The 22,401-nt window shown below is 34.6% G+C and carries 21 protein-coding genes; 11 read left to right on the top strand and 10 right to left on the bottom strand.

Annotation, left to right across the window (positions count from 1 at the left end):
• Window positions 1-8: 8 nt before the first annotated feature.
• From uxuA to KMW28_RS19330, 8 genes are all read left to right on the top strand, one after another.
• Window positions 9-1,199, top strand: a complete 1,191-nt coding sequence (gene uxuA / locus KMW28_RS19295; RefSeq protein ID WP_169665969.1) for a mannonate dehydratase — start codon at window positions 9-11, stop codon at window positions 1,197-1,199.
• Window positions 1,200-1,206: 7 nt separating this feature from the next.
• Complete coding sequence (locus KMW28_RS19300; protein WP_169665967.1) at window positions 1,207-2,256, top strand: LacI family DNA-binding transcriptional regulator; 1,050 nt, start codon at window positions 1,207-1,209, stop codon at window positions 2,254-2,256.
• 319 nt (window positions 2,257-2,575) lie between these two features.
• Window positions 2,576-3,247 (top strand): bifunctional 4-hydroxy-2-oxoglutarate aldolase/2-dehydro-3-deoxy-phosphogluconate aldolase, encoded by a 672-nt coding sequence (locus KMW28_RS19305; protein WP_169665965.1) that lies wholly within the window; start codon window positions 2,576-2,578, stop codon window positions 3,245-3,247.
• 20 nt (window positions 3,248-3,267) lie between these two features.
• On the top strand, window positions 3,268-4,602 hold the full coding sequence (locus KMW28_RS19310) for an MFS transporter (protein ID WP_169665963.1): 1,335 nt from the start codon (window positions 3,268-3,270) through the stop codon (window positions 4,600-4,602).
• A 12-nt stretch (window positions 4,603-4,614) separates the two neighbouring features.
• Entirely contained in the window at window positions 4,615-6,045 is a 1,431-nt protein-coding gene (uxaC, locus tag KMW28_RS19315; protein WP_169665961.1) for a glucuronate isomerase, read from the top strand.
• A gap of 63 nt (window positions 6,046-6,108) precedes the next feature.
• A complete protein-coding gene (locus tag KMW28_RS19320; RefSeq protein ID WP_169665959.1) occupies window positions 6,109-7,104 on the top strand; it encodes a sugar kinase in 996 nt (331 codons plus the stop codon).
• Between the two features lie 336 nt (window positions 7,105-7,440).
• Complete coding sequence (locus KMW28_RS19325) at window positions 7,441-9,009, top strand: AAA family ATPase (RefSeq protein WP_169665957.1); 1,569 nt, start codon at window positions 7,441-7,443, stop codon at window positions 9,007-9,009.
• On the top strand, window positions 8,999-10,498 hold the full coding sequence (locus KMW28_RS19330; protein WP_169665955.1) for a VWA domain-containing protein: 1,500 nt from the start codon (window positions 8,999-9,001) through the stop codon (window positions 10,496-10,498). The genes KMW28_RS19325 and KMW28_RS19330 overlap by 11 nt, the downstream gene beginning before the upstream one ends.
• 66 nt (window positions 10,499-10,564) lie before the next feature.
• On the opposite strand, the gene KMW28_RS19335 is transcribed toward KMW28_RS19330, so the two are convergent.
• The 8 genes from KMW28_RS19335 to KMW28_RS19365 form a co-directional block, all read right to left on the bottom strand.
• Window positions 10,565-12,484 carry a hypothetical protein gene (locus KMW28_RS19335; protein WP_169665953.1) on the bottom strand — a complete coding sequence of 640 codons (1,920 nt, stop codon included), beginning with the start codon at window positions 12,482-12,484 and terminating at the stop codon, window positions 10,565-10,567.
• Window positions 12,485-12,669: 185 nt separating this feature from the next.
• On the bottom strand, window positions 12,670-13,107 hold the full coding sequence (rnpA, locus tag KMW28_RS19340) for a ribonuclease P protein component (RefSeq protein ID WP_169665951.1): 438 nt from the start codon (window positions 13,105-13,107) through the stop codon (window positions 12,670-12,672).
• A 155-nt stretch (window positions 13,108-13,262) separates the two neighbouring features.
• On the bottom strand, window positions 13,263-13,385 hold the full coding sequence (locus KMW28_RS28595; RefSeq protein ID WP_257794019.1) for a hypothetical protein: 123 nt from the start codon (window positions 13,383-13,385) through the stop codon (window positions 13,263-13,265).
• Window positions 13,386-13,434: 49 nt separating this feature from the next.
• Entirely contained in the window at window positions 13,435-13,593 is a 159-nt protein-coding gene (rpmH, locus tag KMW28_RS19345) for a 50S ribosomal protein L34 (RefSeq protein WP_084005944.1), read from the bottom strand.
• A gap of 494 nt (window positions 13,594-14,087) precedes the next feature.
• Window positions 14,088-14,702 (bottom strand): deoxynucleoside kinase, encoded by a 615-nt coding sequence (locus KMW28_RS19350; RefSeq protein ID WP_066211805.1) that lies wholly within the window; start codon window positions 14,700-14,702, stop codon window positions 14,088-14,090.
• Window positions 14,703-14,836: 134 nt separating this feature from the next.
• Window positions 14,837-15,460, bottom strand: a complete 624-nt coding sequence (locus KMW28_RS19355; RefSeq protein WP_169665949.1) for a deoxynucleoside kinase — start codon at window positions 15,458-15,460, stop codon at window positions 14,837-14,839.
• Between the two features lie 26 nt (window positions 15,461-15,486).
• Complete coding sequence (locus KMW28_RS19360; RefSeq protein ID WP_066211801.1) at window positions 15,487-16,119, bottom strand: deoxynucleoside kinase; 633 nt, start codon at window positions 16,117-16,119, stop codon at window positions 15,487-15,489.
• Window positions 16,120-16,272: 153 nt separating this feature from the next.
• Window positions 16,273-16,530, bottom strand: a complete 258-nt coding sequence (locus KMW28_RS19365; RefSeq protein WP_183363996.1) for a hypothetical protein — start codon at window positions 16,528-16,530, stop codon at window positions 16,273-16,275.
• Window positions 16,531-17,035: 505 nt separating this feature from the next.
• On the opposite strand from KMW28_RS19365, the gene lpdA reads away from it, so the two are divergent.
• The 3 genes from lpdA (at window position 17,036) to KMW28_RS19380 (ending at window position 20,547) form a co-directional block, all read left to right on the top strand.
• The gene (gene lpdA, locus KMW28_RS19370) at window positions 17,036-18,439 is read left to right on the top strand and encodes a dihydrolipoyl dehydrogenase (protein WP_066211797.1); all 1,404 of its coding nucleotides are present in this window, start codon (window positions 17,036-17,038) and stop codon (window positions 18,437-18,439) included.
• Between the two features lie 125 nt (window positions 18,440-18,564).
• Window positions 18,565-18,993: a hypothetical protein gene (locus KMW28_RS19375; RefSeq protein WP_169665946.1), complete on the top strand. Its 429-nt coding sequence runs from the start codon at window positions 18,565-18,567 to the stop codon at window positions 18,991-18,993.
• 96 nt (window positions 18,994-19,089) lie between these two features.
• A complete protein-coding gene (locus KMW28_RS19380; RefSeq protein WP_066211793.1) occupies window positions 19,090-20,547 on the top strand; it encodes a hypothetical protein in 1,458 nt (485 codons plus the stop codon).
• A gap of 110 nt (window positions 20,548-20,657) precedes the next feature.
• Here KMW28_RS19380 and KMW28_RS19385 read toward each other — a convergent pair whose 3' ends face one another.
• Window positions 20,658-21,170 carry a DUF2480 family protein gene (locus tag KMW28_RS19385; protein WP_169665944.1) on the bottom strand — a complete coding sequence of 171 codons (513 nt, stop codon included), beginning with the start codon at window positions 21,168-21,170 and terminating at the stop codon, window positions 20,658-20,660.
• A 59-nt stretch (window positions 21,171-21,229) separates the two neighbouring features.
• The gene (locus KMW28_RS19390; RefSeq protein WP_169665943.1) at window positions 21,230-22,171 is read right to left on the bottom strand and encodes a hypothetical protein; all 942 of its coding nucleotides are present in this window, start codon (window positions 22,169-22,171) and stop codon (window positions 21,230-21,232) included.
• Window positions 22,172-22,401: the final 230 nt, after the last annotated feature.

The raw sequence follows: 22,401 nt of genomic DNA on the forward strand, positions 1-22,401 counted from the left end.
CTATTAAAATGAAAGGATTAGAAGAAACTTGGAGATGGTACGGTCCAAACGACCCTGTCAGCTTATCAGATATATGTCAAGCCGGTGCAACAGGAGTTGTCACTGCTTTACATCACATTCCTAACGGTGATGTTTGGACAGTTGAAGAAATACAGAAAAGAAAAGACGAAATCGAAAATTCAGGTCTTACTTGGTCGGTAGTCGAAAGTATTCCCGTTCATGAAGACATAAAAAAGGCAACCGGAAACTTCGAAAAGTATATCAACAATTATAAATTGAGTATAGAAAATTTAGCAAAATGTGGTATCGACACTGTTTGTTATAATTTTATGCCTGTACTTGATTGGACGAGAACTAATCTCAGCTATAAAGTTAAAGATGGCTCTGAGGCATTACGTTTTGATGTGGCTGAATTTGCTGCATTCGAAATACATATTTTAAAAAGACCTGACGCTGATAAGTCTTATTCCAATGATATAATATCAAAAGCTAAGAATGTTTTTGATACTATGACTGAAGAAAAAAAACAAGAATTAGTAAGCAACATTATTGCCGGTCTCCCTGGTGCTGAAGAAGGATATACCTTAGAACAATTTCAAGCTGTTCTAGATGAATATAAAAACATTGATTCTGAGACATTACGAAAGAATTTATTACACTTTCTTTCAGAAATTGTCCCTATTGCAGAAAAATCAAATGTGGTTTTAGCTATCCACCCTGATGATCCTCCATTTCCAATATTAGGTCTTCCAAGAATTATTAGTACAGAAAATGATATTGAGTGGTTATTAAAGTCAATCCCATCTAAAAACAATGGTATTACTTTCTGTTCTGGAAGTTACGGAGTAAGAGCAGACAACAACTTGGAAAGTATAGCAAGTCGTTTCGCAGATCGAATTCATTTCGTACATTTGAGAGCGACTAAGCGAGACATCGAAGGGAACTTCTACGAAGCTAATCACTTAGAAGGCGATGTGGATATGTATACTCTCTTAACAATCTTAATGAAAGAAAAACAAAGGAGAGTATTAGAGAACGATCTTGCTAGTAGAATGCCGGTTCGTCCTGACCATGGACATAAAATGTTGGATGATTTACATAAAAAAACAAATCCTGGCTATTCGGGTATTGGTAGACTTAGAGGTTTGGCTGAACTAAGAGGTGTCATGTACGCCATTTCGTCAGCCGCAAAAAAATAAATTAAAAATGGGAGTAAGTAAGTCCGTAGGTATAAAAGAAATTGCATTAATGGCCAATGTTTCGGTTGGTACAGTAGATAGAGTAATTCATAATAGAGGAAGAGTATCTGAAGCTACCAAAGAAAAAATCGAAAGATTAATGGTAGAACATGGATATAAACACAAAAAATCAACGTTTAAACTTTTTAATATTGGTATATTACTTCCATCTCCTAAAACTAATCCATATTGGGCGTTACCTCTGCAAGGCTTAAAAGATAGAGCTAAAGTACTTACAGATAGCAGTATTAAGATAACTGAAAACCTTTTTAATTATAATAGTGCGGACGATTATTTAAAAAAAGGAGAAGAACTATTATCTGAACATGTTGATGGACTTATTATTCACCCACTTTTTAGACAAGAAACTTATCAAATAATAAGAAAGGTTAGAGATTTAGAAATCCCTTTTGTTTTTCTTGATGCAAACTTACCAGAACTTGAACCCACCTATTTTGTTGGTCAGGATGCAAAAAGTTGTGGAGGTTTAGCAGGAAGACTATTAAGCCTTGGATTAAGAAAAGATGAAGACATTTGGATCATCAATCTATCTTCGAACTCAGGAAATTCGACTACTTTTTTAAGAGAAATTGGAGCGGTTGATACTTTAAAATCATTTACTGATAATCTTAATCAAGTAAAAGTTTTAGATATTAATCCCTCGTCTAATGATGATGAAATACTATCTATTTTCAAACAAAAAATTGATAGTAATAAAAGTCCCTCAAGAGTATATGTTACTAATTCTAAGATTGGTAGAGTATACAAAATCATTCAAAAATTAGACATTTCAGACAGAATTGTCATGATTGGTCATGACCCTTTAGAAGAAAATATAAAACTTTTAAACAGTAATAAAATCGATTTTCTAATCGCTCAAGATAGTAAAAAACAAGGTGCATTAGTATTAGATGGAATTCATGATTTCCTATTATTCAATAAATTAGATGAAAAGGAAAAACATATCTGTTCTAATGTTTATTCTAAAGAAAATATTAATTCGATAAGCAGTCTTTAAACTTTTGATTGGTTCTATGTATTTCAATTAATAATAGAACCAATCAAAACACCTAGTTCTTACCAGTATTTTACAGTTAAACTAAACTGACAAAATAGGTTAATTCCTAAAAAACTAAAACCAACTGATAAATTTTGAAAGGTCTATCAGTAATGAAATGAAATTTGTTCTTTTTCAATGACAAGGAAAAGTCTATTGTGTGCATCAATTGATTATGTTTTACTCATTTTCAATTATACAATAGTATAATTTTTACAAGAATAATTATTACCCACTGTGTTTGAATCAAGAACAATAAATAACTAAAAACAAATCAAAGATGGCTAAATTTTCAAGAATTGACGTTACTCTAAAAATGAAGGATACAGGTATGGTACCAGTATTTTATCATCAGAATTTAGAATTAAATAAAGCAATCTTAAAAGCGTGTTATGATGGCGGAGCCAGAGTATTTGAATTCACAAATAGAGGAGATTTTGCTCATGAAATATTTGGCGAACTGATTAAATGGTCTGAAATAAATTGCCCTGAAATGATCTTGGGTGTTGGATCTATTGTTGATGCTCCTACCACCTCTTTATACATTCAATTAGGAGCAAACTTTATTGTTTCGCCAATCTTATCGGAAGAAATGGCAAAAGTGTGTAATAGAAGAAAAGTTTCATGGTCACCCGGCTGTGGCACACTAACAGAGATTTCAAAAGCAGAAGAACTAGGAGCTGAGGTCGTAAAAATATTTCCAGGTCAACAAGTTGGAGGACCTGAATTTGTAAAAGCCGTAAAAGGACCCTGCCCTTGGAGTAGCATTATGCCAACAGGTGGTGTTGAACCCACAAAAGAAAACCTTTCAAAATGGATACATTCTGGTGTACACTGTGTTGGAATGGGGTCTAAACTAATGATAAAAAACACTAATGGTGAATATGATATAGAGGCCATTAAACAAAAAACCAAGGAGGCATTAATGATTATCTCAGAGCTCAGAAGTTAATTGAAAAAATGAAATGAAATATGGATACAATAACTAAAAATCCACCTGTAGAATCTGTTAAACAAAAAGATAGTAAGTACAGGTATAGAATTTTGGCCTTATTATTTATGGCCACTACTATCAACTACATGGACCGTAGTATAATGGGGGTACTAGCTCCTACTTTGGAAGGTATTTTCGATTGGTCCAAGTCTGATTATGCCTCAATTAATATTGCATTCAAAGCCGCTTATGCCATTGGATTAATATCAATGGGTACTTTAATTGACAAAATGGGTACTCGTATCGGATATACTGTTTCTATTGCAATTTGGTCAGTTTTCGGGATGGCTCATTCATTATTAAGACCTGCTTTCGGCCTTATTGGCTTTATGATGGCTCGTTTTGGTTTAGGTTTTGGAGAAGCTGGTAATTTCCCTGCTGCAGTAAAAACTGTGGCTGAGTGGTTTCCCAAAAAAGATCGTGCTTTTGCTACAGGTATATTCAATGCAGGATCTAACGTTGGAGCATTTTTAGCTCCAATTGTAGTTACAGGTATATTAACTTATGGAGGCACAGAAGCTTGGCCTTTTACATTTCTAGTAACAGGTTTTTTTAGTGCCTTATGGGTTTTCTTATGGCTTAAATTTTATAAAAAACCACAAGACCATCCCTCTGTAAATGAAACAGAGTTAAATTATATTCAACAAGATGAAGATTCAGAAGAGGTAAAAGAAGAAAATTTACCACCTACTCCTCTTTCAAAAATTGCTACTAAAAAACAAACTTGGGCATTTACCATTGGTAAATTAACTGATGGTGTATGGTACTTCTTTATGTTCTGGAGTGGTATGTTTTTCCATGATAAATTCGGAATGAGTATCAAAGAACTAGGTGCCGCTTATGCTGTTATGTATCTTATTGCAGACCTTGGATCTATTGGTGGTGGTTACCTATCAAAATTCTTTATTGAAAGAGGATGGTCTCTTAATTCTGCAAGAAAAATATCATTATTAATATGTGCTTTATGTATTGCTCCAGTTTCTATTGCTACTATAACAGAAAGTGCAATTATCGCAGCTTGTCTAATTGCATTAGCATCCGGAGGACACCAAGCGTGGTCTTGTAATTTATTTACTGTCGCTTCTGATTTATTACCCAAACCAGCTGTAGCAAGAACAGTGGGATTCGGAAGTATGTTTGGTGCATTATCTGGGATGTTAATTGATTTTCTTCTTGGTAGATATTTAGACCATTTAGGTAATGATGCTTATTTCTGGATGTTCCTCGTAGCAGGTCTATCTTACCTTGTTGTATTGTTTATACTTCATATGATAGTACCTGACTATAAACCACTTAAACAAGAAGAACTTTAAAATTAAATCAGCATGTTTATTCACGAAGACTTTTTATTAGAAAACGAAAACGCCTCAAGATTATATCACGAGTTCGCTTCTAACCAACCAATCATCGATTTCCATTGCCATCTCTCTCCAAAAGATATAGCAGACAACCGTAAGTTCAATAACCTTACAGAAGCTTGGTTGGAAGGTGACCATTATAAATGGAGAGCAATGCGTACCGCAGGTATAGAGGAAAAATATATCACAGGAAACGAGTCTGCTAATGATAAATTCATTAAATGGGCAGAAACAGTTCCTCAAACTCTTAGAAACCCTTTATTTCATTGGACTCATCTTGAGTTAAAAAGATATTTTGATATTGATACTTTTTTAGATCAAAATTCTGCTCAAGATATATATCAATCAACATCAGAAACTCTCTCAAATAATCCTGAGTTTTCAACCAGAAATTTAATGAAAAAGATGGGTGTAAAAATTGTTTGTACAACAGACGACCCAATCGATTCATTGACTTATCATAGAATTAACAACCTTAGTAATTCAGATACTAAAATCTTCCCAACATGGAGGCCAGATAGAGCTATTTACATTGAAAAAGGGAAGGATTTTGTGGACTATATATATAGATTAGGAAAATCAGCTGAAATCAATATCAATAGTTTTGACGCACTTAAAGAAGCTTTAAGTAAACGAATGGATCACTTCGAGCTTCATGGATGTGTGATTTCTGATCATGGCTTTAAGTCACTTCCATTAGGTAAAGTTAATGACATATTAGCTGATAAAGTTCTTAAGAGAGCTTTAAATGGTAATACTATTTCTGATACTGACCTTGCCAATTACCAATCGACATTAATAGATTTCCTTGGGAAAGAATATTCTAAAAGGGATTGGGTAATGCAATTACACTTGGGAGTTATAAGAAATAATTCTAAAAGACAATTCAATATTTTAGGTGCAGATACAGGCTTCGACTCAATGAGTGATGCTCCACAGGCTGATGCCATTGTTCAATTTTTTAGTCACTTAGATGAAAATGACGAACTCCCTAAAACCATCGTCTACAACTTAAATCCTGCTGATAACTATATGGTAGGTACCATGATTGGAAACTTCCAAGATGGAAGCATAGCTGGTAAAATTCAAATGGGCTCAGGTTGGTGGTTCTTGGATCAAAAAGAAGGGATGGAAATGCAGCTAAATGCACTTTCAAATCTTGGTTTGTTATCAAAATTTGTAGGAATGTTAACAGACTCTAGAAGTTTCTTATCATTTCCACGACACGAATATTTTAGAAGGACATTATGCAATCTTTTAGGTAAGGAAATGGATTTAGGTATTTTACCCAACGATATCAATTGGATTGGGAAAATGGTACAAGACATTTGCTATAACAATATTAAAAGTTATGCATTCAAAAACGAGAAAGCAACGATCATCTCGCAGTTAGTATAATTATAGAGTAATATGTTCAAGAAAATGGAGGGTTTTTAACCCTCCCATTTTAAATATTATCTTATGAAAAAAATTATAACATTTGGCGAATTATTAGCTCGTTTTTCCACTATCGATAGCGACAGAATTAAACAGTCAAATCATTTAAAAGTTGATTTTGGAGGAGCTGAAGCAAATGTGGCTTCTTCATTAGCTCAGTTTGGAGAAAAAGTTGATTTCATTTCTAGAGTACCTAAAAATGATCTAACAGAAAAAGCATTAATGTCGTTAAAACAATTTGGTGTTAATACAGAAAATATACTTTTCGGAGGAGACAGATTGGGATTATATTTTTATGAAAAAGGTGAAGTATACCGTTCATCAAAAGTGATTTATGATCGTTCTCACTCTTCAATGGCAACCATAAAAAAAGATGCTATTAATTGGGATGTCATTTTTAAAGATGCTGATTGGTTCCATTGGACTGGTATTACACCAGCACTATCTAAAGCATGTGCTGATACCACATTTATCGCATTACAAAAAGCAAAAGAAAGAGGAATAAAAATATCAGGCGATTATAACTTGAGAAAAAACCTATGGAATTGGGGGAAATCTCATACTGAAATTATGCCAGAGTTACTTCAATTTTGTGACATTATGAGTGGTATTCACCCCAATATTGATATCACTAAACAGGATGCTACAAAGCATGATTTTAAAAAAGCAGGTGATGAAATGCTTGAAAAATATCCTAATTGTAAATTAATAGTTTTTACGTCTAGAGGAAGCTATTCTGCTAGTCACAATACTTGGAGTGGGACAATATATGATGGTAAAAATGTATATACTAGCTTCAAATACGACATTACACATATGATAGACAGGGTCGGTGGAGGAGATTCCTTTATGGCTGCATTAATTTATGCCTTAAGAAATTATGAAGATTTACAATATGTGGTTGAATTTGCAGCTGCTGCATCCACATTAAAACATCTTACAAAAGGGGATACAAATATTTGTACAGTCCAAGAAGTTGAAGAATTAATTCAAAATAAATCTGGACTAATACAGAGGTAAACAAATAGCTAAAAACAGTTAATTATGTAGAACAATTGTGACTATTTTTTCGCAAAAAGCTACTTTAATTAAGGGGAATAAGGTTTCTTATTTCCCCTTTTTTTGGGTAAAAATTAAAGGGAAAATAACTTTTCTCATAGTTATTTAAGTTTAATCGGAAATTTTAACTTGCCTTATTCGTCAATTTGATGTCTAAATAAAAATTATTCAATATTTTAGGGCATTAATTTACACTTAATGATGAGTGGTCTAATTAATTACTACACTATAGAGCAGTTTTTGAAACAACTTAAGATGCTCTGATCAGCATTATCTGTCTCTAATTAACGAACGAAAATGAATATAAGCGGAACGATGAACGAGTCTTCTACCATATCACTTAGCGTGTGCAAGAGATCCAAGAAATTACTTTCCCTTTTGGGTGAGGATCTCCACGAAAAAGAAGATGTATTGTCATTAGCATTATTGAGTGCTATTGCCGGGGAAAGTATTTTCATGCTAGGCCCTCCAGGTGTTGGAAAAAGTATGATCGCCCGCCGTCTAAAATATGCATTTAAAGGCGGAGATTCGTTTGAGTATTTGATGAACCGTTTCAGTACTCCTGATGAAATCTTCGGTCCTATATCAATATCAAAATTAAGTAAGGAGGATAAATACGAACGTCTAACAGACAACTATCTTCCTGGTTCTTCGGTGGTTTTCCTTGATGAGATTTGGAAAGCGGGTCCATCCATTCAAAATGCACTTCTTACCGTTCTTAATGAGAAAGTATTTAGAAATGGTGAACAAGAAATCGAAGTAAAAGTTCATGCTCTTTTATCGGCATCCAATGAACTTCCTGCTAAAGGAGAAGGTTTAGAGGCTATATGGGACCGTTTCTTAGTACGTGTTTATGTGGATAGAATTATTGATGAACAAAAATTCTTCGACATGATCACTTCTTCGAAATTGAAGAACCCTGTAGTAAGAGAAGAATTAAAATTCGATGAAAAAGAAGTCGATTCTTGGAGTCCAATTATTGATTCTCTTAAAGTACCTAATGAGGTATTGAGTGTCATTTCTATCATCAGAAAGTACATAGAAAGATACAACCAATCTACAGGACCTGAACCGGAAAATAACATCTATGTTTCCGACCGTCGTTGGCATAAGATTGTCCGTTTGCTTCGTACATCAGCATTTATGAATGGCCGTCAGAGAGTCGATTTATCCGATTGTTTCTTAATTGCCAATTGTATCTGGCACACACCAAATCAAATCGATATGGTGAGACAATGGGTAACTCGTGCCGTTCAAAAATACGGTTGGAGTGCGAAATACAGCATGGAGACAGTAAAATCTCAATTAGAGACTTTCGAAAGAGATGTGGAAAGCAAAACAAAGGAGGAAAAAGAACTTTATGTTGAGGCTCCTACCATTGTGGATGGTGAATACTACCTTATCGAAGGATTCAGTAGCATGAACAATCGTATTCTTGCCGATGATTTTGAAATGATGGGTAGAGGTACCAACGAGTTGATGCTTTACACTTCAACAGGACGTAACGAAGCCTTTACTGTTGGTCGAATTTCTGATACTGAAATTGAGGTCCGTATTGGCCACGATTATCATAAATATAAATTGAAGTCTGCAAAAGAACATAAGATCGGTCGAGTGGCCATGAATGTATCTGATGATGTAAAAAATCAATTAAATAAAGAAGCAGACCTTCTATTAAATTATCTCGATAAGATCTCACACGAAATCGAAGATGTGAGAGTAAGTAGAGAAGAAGGGGTTGGTAAAAATATCTTCCTTTCTGAAAACTGGCGTTCACTTATCGACGAATCATTAAATGACCTTTGGAAGCAAGTTTTGAACTACAAGCTGACAACGGAAAAACTAAAACGTAGCTATGGAGGTTAAATCTTCCTTTGATCGTATTGAAAAATTCAAAATGTTCTCTGCCTTGGGTGAAACCGAGGACAGAGAAGTTTTGGCTAAATACTTAACAGAAATTGCTAGAGGACATGAACCTGAAATGCTCAACTCTACTTTTTCTGATATGGCTTTGGGGTACAAACACATTATTGATGATGTTCTTGAAACTCCTGGCCTGAACGAGTCTTTGCAAAGACACGCTTCTTTGAGAGAATATGTAGTGAAGGAACTGGTCAATCATATCGAGGCCATTGCCGAAACAACCAACGAACCTCCTCAGATAGATAAGCAACGAAAGAAGTTAAGCCTTCCTTTTGGTATGCGTTCTGGTAAAGCCAATGGCGATAAAGGACGTAAAGGACAAAGCATGGTTTCTAAAATGGTGGAAACGATGCGTAAAATCTTGGGTGGTAAAACACAAAAGAAACAAGACGACCTTATCAAAAAACTATCTGATAACGCCGCTAAATTCGATAAATCCCAAAATATGATTAGTCAGTTGATGGATCATCTTGGATTGGGTTTCGAAAAAGCAAAAGGACGTTGGCAGTCTACTGGATTCGAGGTTTTAACACAGTACGAACGTCTTTTAGAAGACGAAGAAATGCTGAAAGAATTGGTCGATCTTTTAGGTCGCTATGCTAGTGCAGAACTGGAAGAAGAAAGAGAGCAACTGGAAGAAATTGCTATTCGACCTTACAGAAAAACAGTAACGCATGGTAAAGAATCGCTTACAGGTATTCATGAAAGCAACGATTTATCTCAAATTCTTCCATCAGAAGCCGCTTTTCTAGGGAAGGAAGAAACGGAAATCATTTTCTATAAAAAATTCATCGAACGTAAACTTCAGACTTTCGAACTGAAAGCTGAAGAACAACAAAAAAAGAACGATGATGAGGGAAAAGAGACCGTAAAATCTACGACAAAAGAAGATGTTGCTGGCCCTGTGGTTCTTTGTATTGATACGAGTGCATCGATGTTAGGAAAGCCGGAACAGATTGCCAAAACGCTTTGTTTTGCTATTATGAAAATGGCTTTAGAAAGTAAACGTAAGTGTATCTTGTTTTCATTTGGTGCTACTGAAGAGGAAATAGAAAAAATTGATCTAAGTAATCTTCATGAAGGATTAGAACCATTAATTAAATTCTTATCAATGTCGTTTAGAGCCGGAACAAATGCAGGACCTGCCCTATCAGCAGCCATAGAAGCTATGCAATCCGACGACTACAGTAATGCTGATTTGGTACTCATTACGGATGGTAAGATTCCACCTTTTGAAACCTCTTTACTCCATAAACAACGTAAAGCACAATCGAAAGGATCTCGATTTTTCAGCGTGACATTTGGACCAGAAAATCCTCCAGAATTAAAATCGTTTGATTTAGTCTGGAAGTACCGAGCAAGTAATAAAAACAGCTTGGCAGAGTTTGCTAAAAAGTTGAAGGAACTCAAAAGAGTAAAAAAGGATATATAAAAAGAAAGGACGCTGTATGACAACGTCCTTTTTTATATATGGATGAAAATTACGATGTAATTCTAATTATTCTACTATCACTTTTTTGATCACTTTATTGCTACCATTAGCGATCTCAACAAAGATCATATGTTCTTGTGTATTCACTCTATAACTCATTTGATGATCCAAATCGAAGTGATCCATCTCTTTACCATCAATTGATAATATTCTTACTGGAAGTGCTTCATCAGAAGCAGTAGAGATAGTGATATCACCTCCTCTATGCACTGGATCTGGGAAAACGCTGACCATATTATCTAACGATTCATTTTGCCCTACAGTAACCATATCAAAAGTTTCTGACTGACCATCAAAATCAAATTGAGTCAATCTATAATACACTTTCTCATTTGTGTTGTTGATATGATCTTCTACTTCATAATCAACTCGAACATCACTGTTACCTGCACCTTGAACTTCTTTAACTACTTCCCAATGTCTTGCATCGTAGCTTCTCTCTACAATAAATTTCTCTGAATTGATTTCTGTTGCAGTAGCCCAAGTTAAATCAACTTCTTTGTTGTTTTGTGTGGCTTTAAAGGAGATTAGTTCGACGGGGAGGTTTGTACCTATTAATTCATTATGAAGGGTGAATTCACCAAATTCAGTAATTTCTCTTTCTGTATCTACAAATGCATTAACACCACCTCTTGATGTAGCAGGTCTATGTGCATCTGATTGCCATTGATTAGCTTGTCTATCATATTCAATAACATCTAGCTTAGATTGATCTGTAGTTTCAAATTCTGTATTTAATTTATATAGTGAAACTACAACTGATTCAGGGTTTTGGGTAGTTGGGTTTAAGACCCAATACTCATTAGCTGCGATATCTTGACCACTACCTGTTAAACTATTATCTCTTAGTTTATTATTTTTGAATTGTGCTTCATAAGTTGTTGATACATCACCTGATTTACTTATTTTAATTGGGTGATATTTGGTTCCATCACCGAGTGGGAAAGTGAATGTATCGGTGAAGCCTTCTTTTATTACTTTTACTGTCGCGTGTGAATTATCAGATGGTATTGTTGTGGTATTTATTGTTGCATGATTTGTTAGAGTCAATGTTTCAGAACCTGTTTTACCAATGATAATACCTTTTTCAAACAAGATCGAATTTCCTATTACCAGATTATCCTCTAACGTAATTTGTGGAATGTCTCCATTTTTAGAGTTCTTTAATGTGATTATTGGAAAATGAACTCCATTTGATTTAATACTATGTTTTGAATTTTCAAATGTGATTTGTGCAGCATTTGAGATAGTTGTGTTAGAGTTATTATTCAATAATATATCTCCTCCAGTCACTATCCTTGTTTTTTCACTAATACTTAATGTTCCTGAATTTGATAAATGTAATGCATCTGCCCATGGAGGTCTTCTAACTATCATGGTTAAAGCACAGTTATCTATATTTAATGTTCCGCCTTGGTTAATTTCTATATCACCAGGACTCCAAATTGAAGATATATTTGGTAAATCAACTATTCCGTTAACATGCAAATATTGATTAAACGTGAAATCAGATTTTTTCACAGTATTTTGAGTTGCTATTAATTTTCCATTAACTGTACATTGTGTAGTTCTTAGAGTACCACCACCTTGGACTTCCAATGTTTTTCCAGAAGCAATAGTCAATTGATTTATAAAAATTTCTTCATGGTCTTTAAGTACTAAATTATGTACAGCATTACTTGGAATTGTAAGTATGCTAGGGTAAAATTCATTTGCATGATTTTTTGCGATATAAGTCCCCATAGATATATCAGGTATCGTATCACCACTCCAATTCATTGGATTATTAAAGTTACTATCTTGAGATCCGTTCCAGATAATTTCTACAACTTGTCCTTCCGTATTGGTTTTTTGTGCAAAAACCCTAACCTGCACCAATACAAATAATAGTAAAAACGCAATCGAATATTTTGGTGTAATTTTCATCGTAGTAGTTAAAAATAATTTTGAGAAATTTTATTTTCACTTTATTTAACTACTCATGACATAATTTGTTGTTTGAAAAGTAGGTATAGAAACACTTGATTAAACTTATTAAAAGTTGTTATCTAAAATCGGTTAAAATTAGCGGTGACATTTTAAATTGGGCATAAAAAAAGCGTTTAAAAACGCTATTTATTATCTTCTGAAGTAGAATGCTGTTGTCGTACCTCATTGACTTTGTACAAACTAGCTTTCATTTTTCTTTCTAAGAAAGCATGAGGTTCTTTTTTTCTTGACACATACACAAAAGCAAGATTTTCTACCTTGTCTAATGGCATATCAATATTAAGGATTCCTTTATTTAGGCGGTATACCTCTCTTAACTGCCTTTTGATTCTATTTCTATCAACGGCATGTTTAAAACCTCTCTTAGAGACTGAGAACAATACTTGAGGGGGGATAGATGTGTTTTCTACATCTGAGGAGAGAGAATAGTAGATTTTGAATGGAAAACAAAAAACAGACTGCCCATCCTTGAACATCTGCTCTATCTGACTTCTACTTTTAAGGTGTTCACTCTTTGGGAAGGTGGCACGATCGTATGTAGGTAAGTTTTTCTTTTCCATAATCTCATTTAAAAAAGGGCAAAAAAAAAGTGAAGGTCCGTCGCATTTGCTGCCGCCAGACCTCCAGCTCTTAACCTTTTTTGCGGGCTTCCGCGAAGTACCCTGAGGTACTTCGCAGAGACGCTAGATAAAAGCTGCTAGACACAGAGTGTCAATTATGCGTTAGCGGCAGCTTTTTGTTTTTTAGCAACTAGGCGCTCAGCTTTTTGCACTTGGCCTTTGTTGTAATTCAATTTCTCTTGATTTTTCAAGATTTTTTTTGCGATACGAGTTTTCATCACAATAATGTTTTAGTGTTCTGAAACACATCCTACTTTAGGATGCTAACTACGCCTTGTGTTTTCTAGAGTCAGAAACTGTAAGGCTCTTTCTTCCTTTTTTTCTTCTACTTGCAAGAACGTTACGTCCGTTTGCTGTAAGCATTCTTTGACGGAAACCGTGTTTGTTTTTTCTCTTGCGGTTCGAAGGTTGAAATGTTCTTTTCATCGTACTATGTAAGATTAGAATTTTTCGGCTTGCAAAAGTAAAAATACTTCTGCAAAATGACAAGCTATTTCACTGTTAATACTGAATAAACAGAAAAACAACCATTGAATTTCAATCACATTAACACAATTGAGTATCAAAAGGTGTTTTTTTACTAACAATAAAACAACATCTAACCGTAATATTTCAATTAGAATATGGTGATTATCAACCGTTAAGATCACAATAACCTACTGCACATCAAATCACCGGCTGACAAAGGTAAGAATTAAGTTTTTAAATACTACATTTTGAGTTAATTATTTATGGCAAATGTAGTTTTGATTAAGTTCATTAACAGCTTTAACTCAATGAATTAAGAAACTCACTTCGATGTTTAAGCTAAAAAACATTTCACGTTTTTCATTTTTAACTTTTCATTTTTCATTCTTCATCTTTGATGAAGCAAAAAGGCCACAATCTCTTGCAGCCTTTTCATTAAACTCATAACCTAGTTATTTAGAAACTGATAATTGCTCATCGATCTGATTAACGATTCTATAGAAATCTTCTGTGTTTTCTACGAAGTCGTAATCATCCATCTTAATTCTTAGTAGTGGACCTGTGTATTGGTCGATCCATTGATTATAAAGTACGTTTAGTCCTTTTAAATAATCTTCTGGGATAGTTTGTTCGTAAGACCTACCTCTTTTTTGAATTTGAGAGATCAGACGATCATAATCTGTATCTAGATAAATCAAAAGGTCTGGCTTTGGAAGTTGAGACGACATACTTTTAAAAAGTTTCCAATACGATTCAAAATCACGGTCATCCATAATGCCTGATGTGTGCAGGTTCTTGGCAAAGATATGAGCGTTTTCATCAAACGAACGGTCTTGGACAATTGACTTAGATGCATTTCTAAGATCAAGCATCTGTTGGAAGCTATTGTCTAAGAAACGCACCTGAGCATGAAAAGCCCAACGTTTCATATCATTGTAAAAATCTTCTAAATACGGATTATCGGCAGTACTTTCAAACTCTGGTATCCAGTTGAAATGTTCTGACAACATTTTTGTTAGTGTGGTCTTACCCGACCCAATATTCCCAGCAATGGCAATGTATTGCATTTTCTCAGTGAAGTCTTTTTTTGAAATGGTATTAATTAGGTGTATCCTATTTTTAGAAATAGGTTACTAAAAAGCAGCAAAAAACGTGTGCTATATTCGATGGTACAACACACGTTTTCTTGATATAATTATGGTTATACTCTTGCTTTTTGAGCGTGTAATTCAGCATCAATACTACCGATAATTTGCTGAAGATGTTTTTCATTCTCCACAAAATCGATATCCTCCATATCAATCACTAACAATTTACCTTGATCATAATTCGAGATCCACTCTTCGTAATACTCATTCAAACCTGTAAGGTAAGCTCTAGAGATGCTTTGTTCGTATTCACGACCACGCTTACGAATATGATCTAATAATTGAGGAACAGAAGTTCTTAAGTAAATTAAAAGATCTGGAGCAGGTGCATGTTCCGTTACTGAACCGAATACTGCTTGGAAAGTCTCCGCATCACGATCGGATAAATGACCATCAGCGTTCAACTGTCTAGCAAAAATCTTAGCATCCTCATATAAAGAACGATCTTGGATAATAGGTTGTTCTGTTCTAGACACCTCCATCACCTGACGGAAACGACTATTCAAGAAATATACTTGAAGAGGGAATGCCCAACGAGACATATCTCCGTAAAAATCTTCTAAATATGGGTTATCGTCTGCACTTTCGTAACGAGGTTCCCATCCGAAATGTGCTGCTAATTTTCCTGTAAGGGTAGTTTTACCACTACCGATATTTCCCGCTATTGCGATATACATTTTCTTTCAGATTAGTTGTTAGTGAATTATACTAGTGATCCTGTTGGTGTCTTACGGATACGCATTGCAGATTCTATGGCAGAAGCAATACGTTCAAAATCTTTATCGTTAGCAACGAAATCGACATCATTTACATCTACGACAACCAATCCGCCTTTATCATAACTATCGATCCACTCTTCGTAAAGATCATTTAAGTTTTGAAGATATTCAGTAGGGATAGTTTTTTCGTAATCACGTCCTCTTTTCTCTATGTTTTGCTGAAGTTTTTCAACATCAGCTCTTAAATAGATTAATAGATGAGGAGCATTTGCTTTTGCTTCATACAACTTAGCCAATGCAGTGTAGTTTTCGAAGTCTCTTTGATTAAGTACTCCAGATCTTCTTAAGTTCTCTGTGAATACGTAAGTACCTTCGTACAATGACCTGTCCTGAATTACAGGGTTATCGACTGTAGCATCTTTTACTTGCTCAAATCGGTGATTTAAAAAGTAGGTTTGTAAATGGAAAGACCATGTTTCCATATCTTGATAAAAGTCCTCTAAATATGGGTTATTGACAGTGCTTTCGTACAATGCTCTCCATCCAAATCGTTCGGAAAGTAGCCTAGTCAATGTTGTTTTTCCACAACCAATGTTTCCTGCTATAGCGATATACATGTAATTCTATTATAAAGACGTATGACGTGATTATTTTTAAAATTTGTTTGAGTGAAGTACTCAAATTTTGTGAGGTGCAAATATAGAATATTTGCTCCCATCAAAAAGATGATTTTGAAGAAAGTATGTTAATTTTACCAAGTATCTTTCTGTCTATTTCAAGACAAAATACAATAAGGCAAACATTCCTGCAATTAATAATGCACGAATAATTACCGGTTTTCTTTCTGTTCTTCTATTACGAACCGCAGAAAAATCAATACTATCTTGAATACTTTTTACTGTTTTTTCTTTTTCCTCTTTCTCGTACTTATCGTACAGAGCTTTATGCCTAGCCTCTCTCTCTTCTCTTTCAGCATCATAGTATCGGGTCGTAAAATCAAACTGTCTATGGGTTAACAGTTTAAACATCGTTGGCCTCTTCATATCTCTCTTTTTTATTTCTTGCAATCAAGCATATAAAATGCTGAATTTCAACATTTGGCCGTTAAAGAAAATCAATTAACGGCTATTACAAAAATACTGAAAATATGGTTTGGGAAAAAGAAAGAATCTATTATTTAGCAATTAAATATTGAAGTAATGAATAGGATAAAACGCATAGTTCTGCTGTTTTTATCAAAAAGTGACATTGAACACTGTTTTTTTCAAAGAGAAGAAACTAACAACATATTGATATAAAAGCCATACATTTTTTTTCAAATTGTCACTTCACAGATACAAAATCACGCAATATTGGACTTTTTTATAATCCTTTATCTTAACGTATTTCCCTCAACGTTTTTATTTTATGTACGAACGTGTATTTTTGCAAGGGATTTTATAATATTTCCTTATTTACGCATCAATCGCACACCCAAAATGTGGTCGATGCTCTAAGACGAAAAACGAAAAATTATATATTAACAACAAAGTTATGTCAGCAACAAAATTTGATTTAATCGTAATAGGATCAGGTCCTGGTGGATACGTTGCCGCTATCCGTGCTTCTCAATTAGGTTTAAAAGTAGCCGTAGTAGAGAAAGCTGAAGTAGGTGGTATCTGCTTAAACTGGGGTTGTATCCCAACGAAAGCTTTACTAAAAAGTGGTCAGGTGTTCCAATACATCAACCATGCAAAAGACTTTGGTATTAATGTAGGTGAGGCAGCTGCCGATTTCCCTGCAATGGTACAAAGATCTCGTGGTGTGGCTGCTGGCATGAGTAAAGGTGTTGAGTTCTTGATCAAAAAGAATAAAATCGAGAAACTTCTTGGATTTGGTAAATTAGTTGGTCCTAAACAAGTAGAAGTTACAGACGCAGAAGGTAAAGCTACTGTTTACGACGCAGAACATATTGTTTTAGCTACTGGTGGTAGAGCAAAAGAACTTCCTCATATCAAAATTGATGGCGAGAAAGTAATTGGTTACCGTCAAGCAATGACTCTTCCTGAGCAACCTAAGAAAATGGTTGTAATGGGATCTGGTGCAATCGGTGTTGAGTTTGCTTACTTCTATAACTCTATCGGTACAGAAGTAACTGTAGTAGAATACTTACCACGCATCGTACCTAACGAAGACGCTGATGTTTCTAAAGAATTAGAGCGTAACTTCAAAAAACAAGGAATTAAAGTGATGACTAATGCTGCTGTTCAAACAGTAGATACTTCTGGAGACGGTTGTAAAGTAGTGATCAAAGACAACAAGAAAGATAAAGAAACAACTATCGAGTGTGATGTTGTTCTTTCTGCAGTTGGTGTTGAAACTAACTTGGAAGGTATCGGTCTTGAAGAAGTAGGTGTTGCTCACGACAGAGGTAAGGTATTGATCAACGATTACTACCAAACTAACATTCCTTCAGTGTATGCAATCGGTGATATCGTTAAAGGTCCTGCTTTAGCACACGTTGCTTCTCACGAAGGTATTATCTGTGTTGAGAAAATCGCTGGTTTAACTCCTGAACCTATGAACTACGGTAACATCCCAGGCTGTACTTACACAGTTCCTGAAGTTGCTTCAGTAGGTATGACAGAAGAAATGGCGAAAGAAGCTGGTTATGAAGTGAAAGTGGGTAAATTCCCATTCTCTGCATCAGGAAAAGCTTCAGCTGCTGGTCATAAAGAAGGTTTTGTTAAAGTAATCTTTGATGCTAAATATGGTGAGTGGTTAGGATGTCACATGATTGGTTCTAACGTTACAGAAATGATTGCTGAGGCAGTTGTTGGACGTAAATTAGAAGTAACTGGACACGAAATCATCACTGCAGTTCACCCTCACCCAACATTATCCGAAGCGGTAATGGAGGCAGCTGCTCAAGCTTATGACGAGTGTATCCACTTGTAAGATTCGAAGAAGATATATTAATCTATATAAAAGTCACTGTTCCTTTTTTGGGACAGTGACTTTTTTTTATAATTTGAGATGCTTACTAAACCTTTCTTACCCTACACAATTACTCATTCACTCGTATGAAACTTATTATCGTCTCTACCCTTACCCTTTTTACATTTGCTCTTTATGGACAAAGTACTTCTTCTCATGCTTCAGAACAACAATGGAACGCGCTTAAATTGTATGCGACTGATGCCGATCAAAAAGAAGTGATCAATAATAAAATCAATGAATTGAATTTGCTCAAAGAACAACTTCATCATAGCGTTATTAGAGAACTTGAAGAGATCGAAACCCTAAGTATAAATTTACTACAAAACTTTGTGATCATAGAAGAGCATCTAAGAGAACATTTTTTCGAGATGGATCTTCATTATTTAGAGTACGAGCTCCAACATCCCGATCATATAATGACAAAAGAAGAATGGGTCGAATTTCATACAGAGAAGATCAAAAAGTATAAAATATCACAGATTAACGACGAATTACCTCTGTATTATGATTGAAATCATATAATTAATACGTTTCAATGTGATGGATATTCTATTTTATAAAAAATCTTAAATTAACTTTGCATTCGTCACAAGAACTCATTTCATAGAATGCGATTTATATTATCAGTATCCTTTATTACATTATTTAGCATTAGCCTGCTTGGGCAAAATGTTGATTCTACTAAGGTAGAAAAGACCACTTCTACAGCTATTGAAAAAACAGATTACCAAAAAACTGTAGATGTATTTAAGAGAGGTATCCGATTGGATCTAAACAAAGACAAAACTTCTTATTTCAAATTCATACTTGGTTTACAATCGTGGTGGAGATATGGGGAAACCAACCCTGGAACAATCAATAATGTTTCAAAAGAACCTATCGACCATTATTCGGATTTTGCCATGAGACGTATTCGTACGATGTTCTATTTAAATGTAGAAAACAAGTACTTATTATTTGCTCAAATTGGAGCAACATCAGACGGTACCTATTCTAACATTTTTCAAAACGTATACTTCCACGATTTCCAAGGTCAAATACGAATTGCTCCAAAAAATTACTTCGGTTCAGGTCTTCACTTTTGGCAAGGCCTTTCAAGACTTTCTAGAGTAGGTTCCAACAATTACCTTATTCTAGACAACCCAGGATTTAACTTCCCAGAAGTAAATAGAACAGATGCAATTGTTAGACAAATGGGATTTTTCTTTAGAGGGGTTACCCTTGGGAAATTAGGATATCAAGTTTCCTTAAACCAACCTTTAATTACGCCAGATGCAGGTGCACCAACAGTTGGAGGAAGACCAATGTCTAAAGAAGAAATGTTGGATTATGCCAACAGTAACACACCTCCTGCTGGAGTTCAAGAAGGAAACACTTATTTATTAAGACAAACCAACTATAACGTCAATGGTTATTTCTATTGGCAGTTTTGGGATATAGAATCACAATCTGTTTCTGGTGCTTCACAGATGAATTACTTTGGACAGAAACGTGTTTTCAACATTGGTGCTGGTTTCCAATACCAACCGGGTGGAACAGCTACTTATATTAAAGACGCTAACGGCGACTGGGGTTTACAAGAAAATGACATCACTAAAATTGCTGTAGATGCGTTTTTAAGTATGCCACTAGGACATAATGGTGGTGGAATTACTGCTTATGGTGTGTTCTATAACTACCAATACGGTTCTAATTACTTAAGAACAGCCAATGTTTTAGGTGGTTTTGCAACTGGAGGAGATTCACCTCAAGGTGCTGGCTTTGCATCTTATTCTCATGGTACCGGTAATATTTTCCACACAGAAATTGGATACACATTACCTAAATCGATCTATAATTCTGAGAAAAAAATTCAACCATTCATAGGTTTCTCGTGGAAGGATCTAGAAGGATTGGATGAAGCTTCTTGGCATGGCGATTTTGGTGCAAACTGGGCAATTATTGGTCAGAATGTAAAAGTTTCTGCCGCTTATTCACTTCGCCCTGTATATATGATAAAAGACAGCAAGAATGTTGTTGACCATCATGCTGGGTTATTTGTAGCCCAACTTCAATTAAGAATCTGATATTCAATTGAGATATATCTAATTACCTCCGGGTATAAATTTTCGTTTTCCAAAAAAAAACACCAACTGTTCTGTTGGTGTTTTTTTATATATAATTGATGAAACCAAAATTATTTTTTCCTAGGTTTCTTATAAATTGGCACTGTACTACAAGGCTCCCCAAACATAATTGTCTTTGCAACAGGTCTCAATTTCTCTGTAATTTTTACATAAGCTGATGTTGGAACAGCTTCCTTGCTACATCCTTTGATCACTATCGGTTTATCCTCAAATTCATTGATATCCAAAGCGTCAATAGCCTTCTCGAAAATACTTTCCTCCAAACGTTCTAAATCTCCAAAGACAATCGTCTTGGCATATTTTTCAAAACGTGTGGTCAGCAACATATAAGCCCAAGTAGGAATAATGGCATCTACAGAACAGGTAATTGCGACATGCTTTCCTTCGTATGTAGACCAATCGTGTTCTTTTAAGAATAGTCTAAAATCCTTTTCACGTAACACAATTCCCTGAAAAAGCTGATCTTTTATATCAAATAACACTCTTTCTCCCTGTGGTTTAATTTCTTCAAGATCTAAAGAAACAAGGGCACTCTGAGCGACTCTATTTACAATTTCATCCATGTTTAAAAAGTTTTCTTATTAAACTGATTTACGAAGACAAAGTTACAAGTTTATATCTACTATTTTAATTCTTTCTGATAGAAATCGTTCACTAACGATTCCCCACTAAACTGATATTTAAACCTCGCCAAGCCTTCGTTTAAGTATTTCCCATCCTCTTCACATGAGTGACCAAAATCGATATATTCTTTCTCACAATCTCCGATCATCTGCATAAAAACAGCATCAAGTACTTTGTATTTTCTACCTTCTATAGAGTTGACTGAATACTGTACTTTGCAAACATTCGGAGTAAGAAACAATAAAGCGCCACTCAGCATTTCCCCTCCTTTAAACCCTCCTATCAATTTTATTTGATCAGGAAATAATGATTTTAGATAAATCAATTCCTCCAAAGAATGCGTAGGTGTCACATTATGTCTGCTCGTTAAATTATCATTCAACATTGTCCAAAATGCTTCAAAGTCATCACAAACTTTAATTTCAATATCATTCGATAAGGCTATTCTTTCATTCTTTCTCCTGCTTCTATCAGCCGCAATCTGACGATCAATTTTTATTACCCCACTCAAATCCCTTCTTATCAATTGCCATGAATTTTTAAATAGAGCATAGACGTCTTCTTCCCCTTGTTCGGTTTTGTAGATATATGGAGTTACCTTATAAATGATTTTTTGAACATCATGCACTAGACAATAACGTTCTATTTCAGAAAGTATATCAATGATTTTTTGAACAAAGGTTCTTGGTTTGTACAAAAGTCCACCAAAAGTAAGCCCTGCATGAGAACTCACCACTCCATCATTTAAAGTAGCAGGAAATAAGGCTACAATTTGATTCGTTTGATTTCTGATGATGAGAGAATAATCAATAAATCTGTCTTTATGATATTCAATAAAATCACGAGTAAAAAAAAAGTGTTGTTGCATACATTTCATCACAAAAGTATTCCACTCCGCCCTATTCTCTTGATGATACCTTTCTACTTTATATGTTTCCACTTTTATATGATCGAAAAAATGATGCTTTTACCCAATTTCAAACATGGGGATTAACTACTTTTTAAAATGAGATTCTTCTCAGAAATAAATATAAACAGCGTTTTAAAAATAATTCTACTTCTCTAGAAAATAGCGTTAAATTCTTCCTAAGAAACTGATGTAAATATCTAATTTATCTTTAATAAATACATTAAGGAATCAAATTTGTATATTTATAACTTAATACTGCT

The sequence above is a fragment of the Flammeovirga yaeyamensis genome (assembly GCF_018736045.1).
Taxonomy (GTDB): Bacteria; Bacteroidota; Bacteroidia; order Cytophagales; family Flammeovirgaceae; genus Flammeovirga; species Flammeovirga yaeyamensis.

Coding starts and splice junctions, on each gene's coding strand:
- KMW28_RS19300 (WP_169665967.1), top strand. CDS start 1,207: ATGGGAGTAAGTAAGTCCGTAGGTATAAAAGAAATTGCATTAATGGCC.
- lpdA (WP_066211797.1), top strand. CDS start 17,036: ATGTCAGCAACAAAATTTGATTTAATCGTAATAGGATCAGGTCCTGGT.
- KMW28_RS19320 (WP_169665959.1), top strand. CDS start 6,109: ATGAAAAAAATTATAACATTTGGCGAATTATTAGCTCGTTTTTCCACT.
- rnpA (WP_169665951.1), bottom strand. CDS start 13,107: ATGGAAAAGAAAAACTTACCTACATACGATCGTGCCACCTTCCCAAAG.
- KMW28_RS19385 (WP_169665944.1), bottom strand. CDS start 21,170: ATGGATGAAATTGTAAATAGAGTCGCTCAGAGTGCCCTTGTTTCTTTA.
- KMW28_RS19330 (WP_169665955.1), top strand. CDS start 8,999: ATGGAGGTTAAATCTTCCTTTGATCGTATTGAAAAATTCAAAATGTTC.
- KMW28_RS19375 (WP_169665946.1), top strand. CDS start 18,565: ATGAAACTTATTATCGTCTCTACCCTTACCCTTTTTACATTTGCTCTT.
- KMW28_RS19365 (WP_183363996.1), bottom strand. CDS start 16,530: ATGTTTAAACTGTTAACCCATAGACAGTTTGATTTTACGACCCGATAC.
- KMW28_RS19355 (WP_169665949.1), bottom strand. CDS start 15,460: ATGTATATCGCAATAGCGGGAAATATCGGTAGTGGTAAAACTACCCTT.
- uxaC (WP_169665961.1), top strand. CDS start 4,615: ATGTTTATTCACGAAGACTTTTTATTAGAAAACGAAAACGCCTCAAGA.
- KMW28_RS19360 (WP_066211801.1), bottom strand. CDS start 16,119: ATGTATATCGCTATAGCAGGAAACATTGGTTGTGGAAAAACAACATTG.
- KMW28_RS19350 (WP_066211805.1), bottom strand. CDS start 14,702: ATGCAATACATTGCCATTGCTGGGAATATTGGGTCGGGTAAGACCACA.
- uxuA (WP_169665969.1), top strand. CDS start 9: ATGAAAGGATTAGAAGAAACTTGGAGATGGTACGGTCCAAACGACCCT.
- rpmH (WP_084005944.1), bottom strand. CDS start 13,593: ATGAAAAGAACATTTCAACCTTCGAACCGCAAGAGAAAAAACAAACAC.
- KMW28_RS19305 (WP_169665965.1), top strand. CDS start 2,576: ATGGCTAAATTTTCAAGAATTGACGTTACTCTAAAAATGAAGGATACA.
- KMW28_RS28595 (WP_257794019.1), bottom strand. CDS start 13,385: ATGAAAACTCGTATCGCAAAAAAAATCTTGAAAAATCAAGAGAAATTG.
- KMW28_RS19335 (WP_169665953.1), bottom strand. CDS start 12,484: ATGAAAATTACACCAAAATATTCGATTGCGTTTTTACTATTATTTGTA.
- KMW28_RS19310 (WP_169665963.1), top strand. CDS start 3,268: ATGGATACAATAACTAAAAATCCACCTGTAGAATCTGTTAAACAAAAA.
- KMW28_RS19325 (WP_169665957.1), top strand. CDS start 7,441: ATGAATATAAGCGGAACGATGAACGAGTCTTCTACCATATCACTTAGC.
- KMW28_RS19380 (WP_066211793.1), top strand. CDS start 19,090: ATGCGATTTATATTATCAGTATCCTTTATTACATTATTTAGCATTAGC.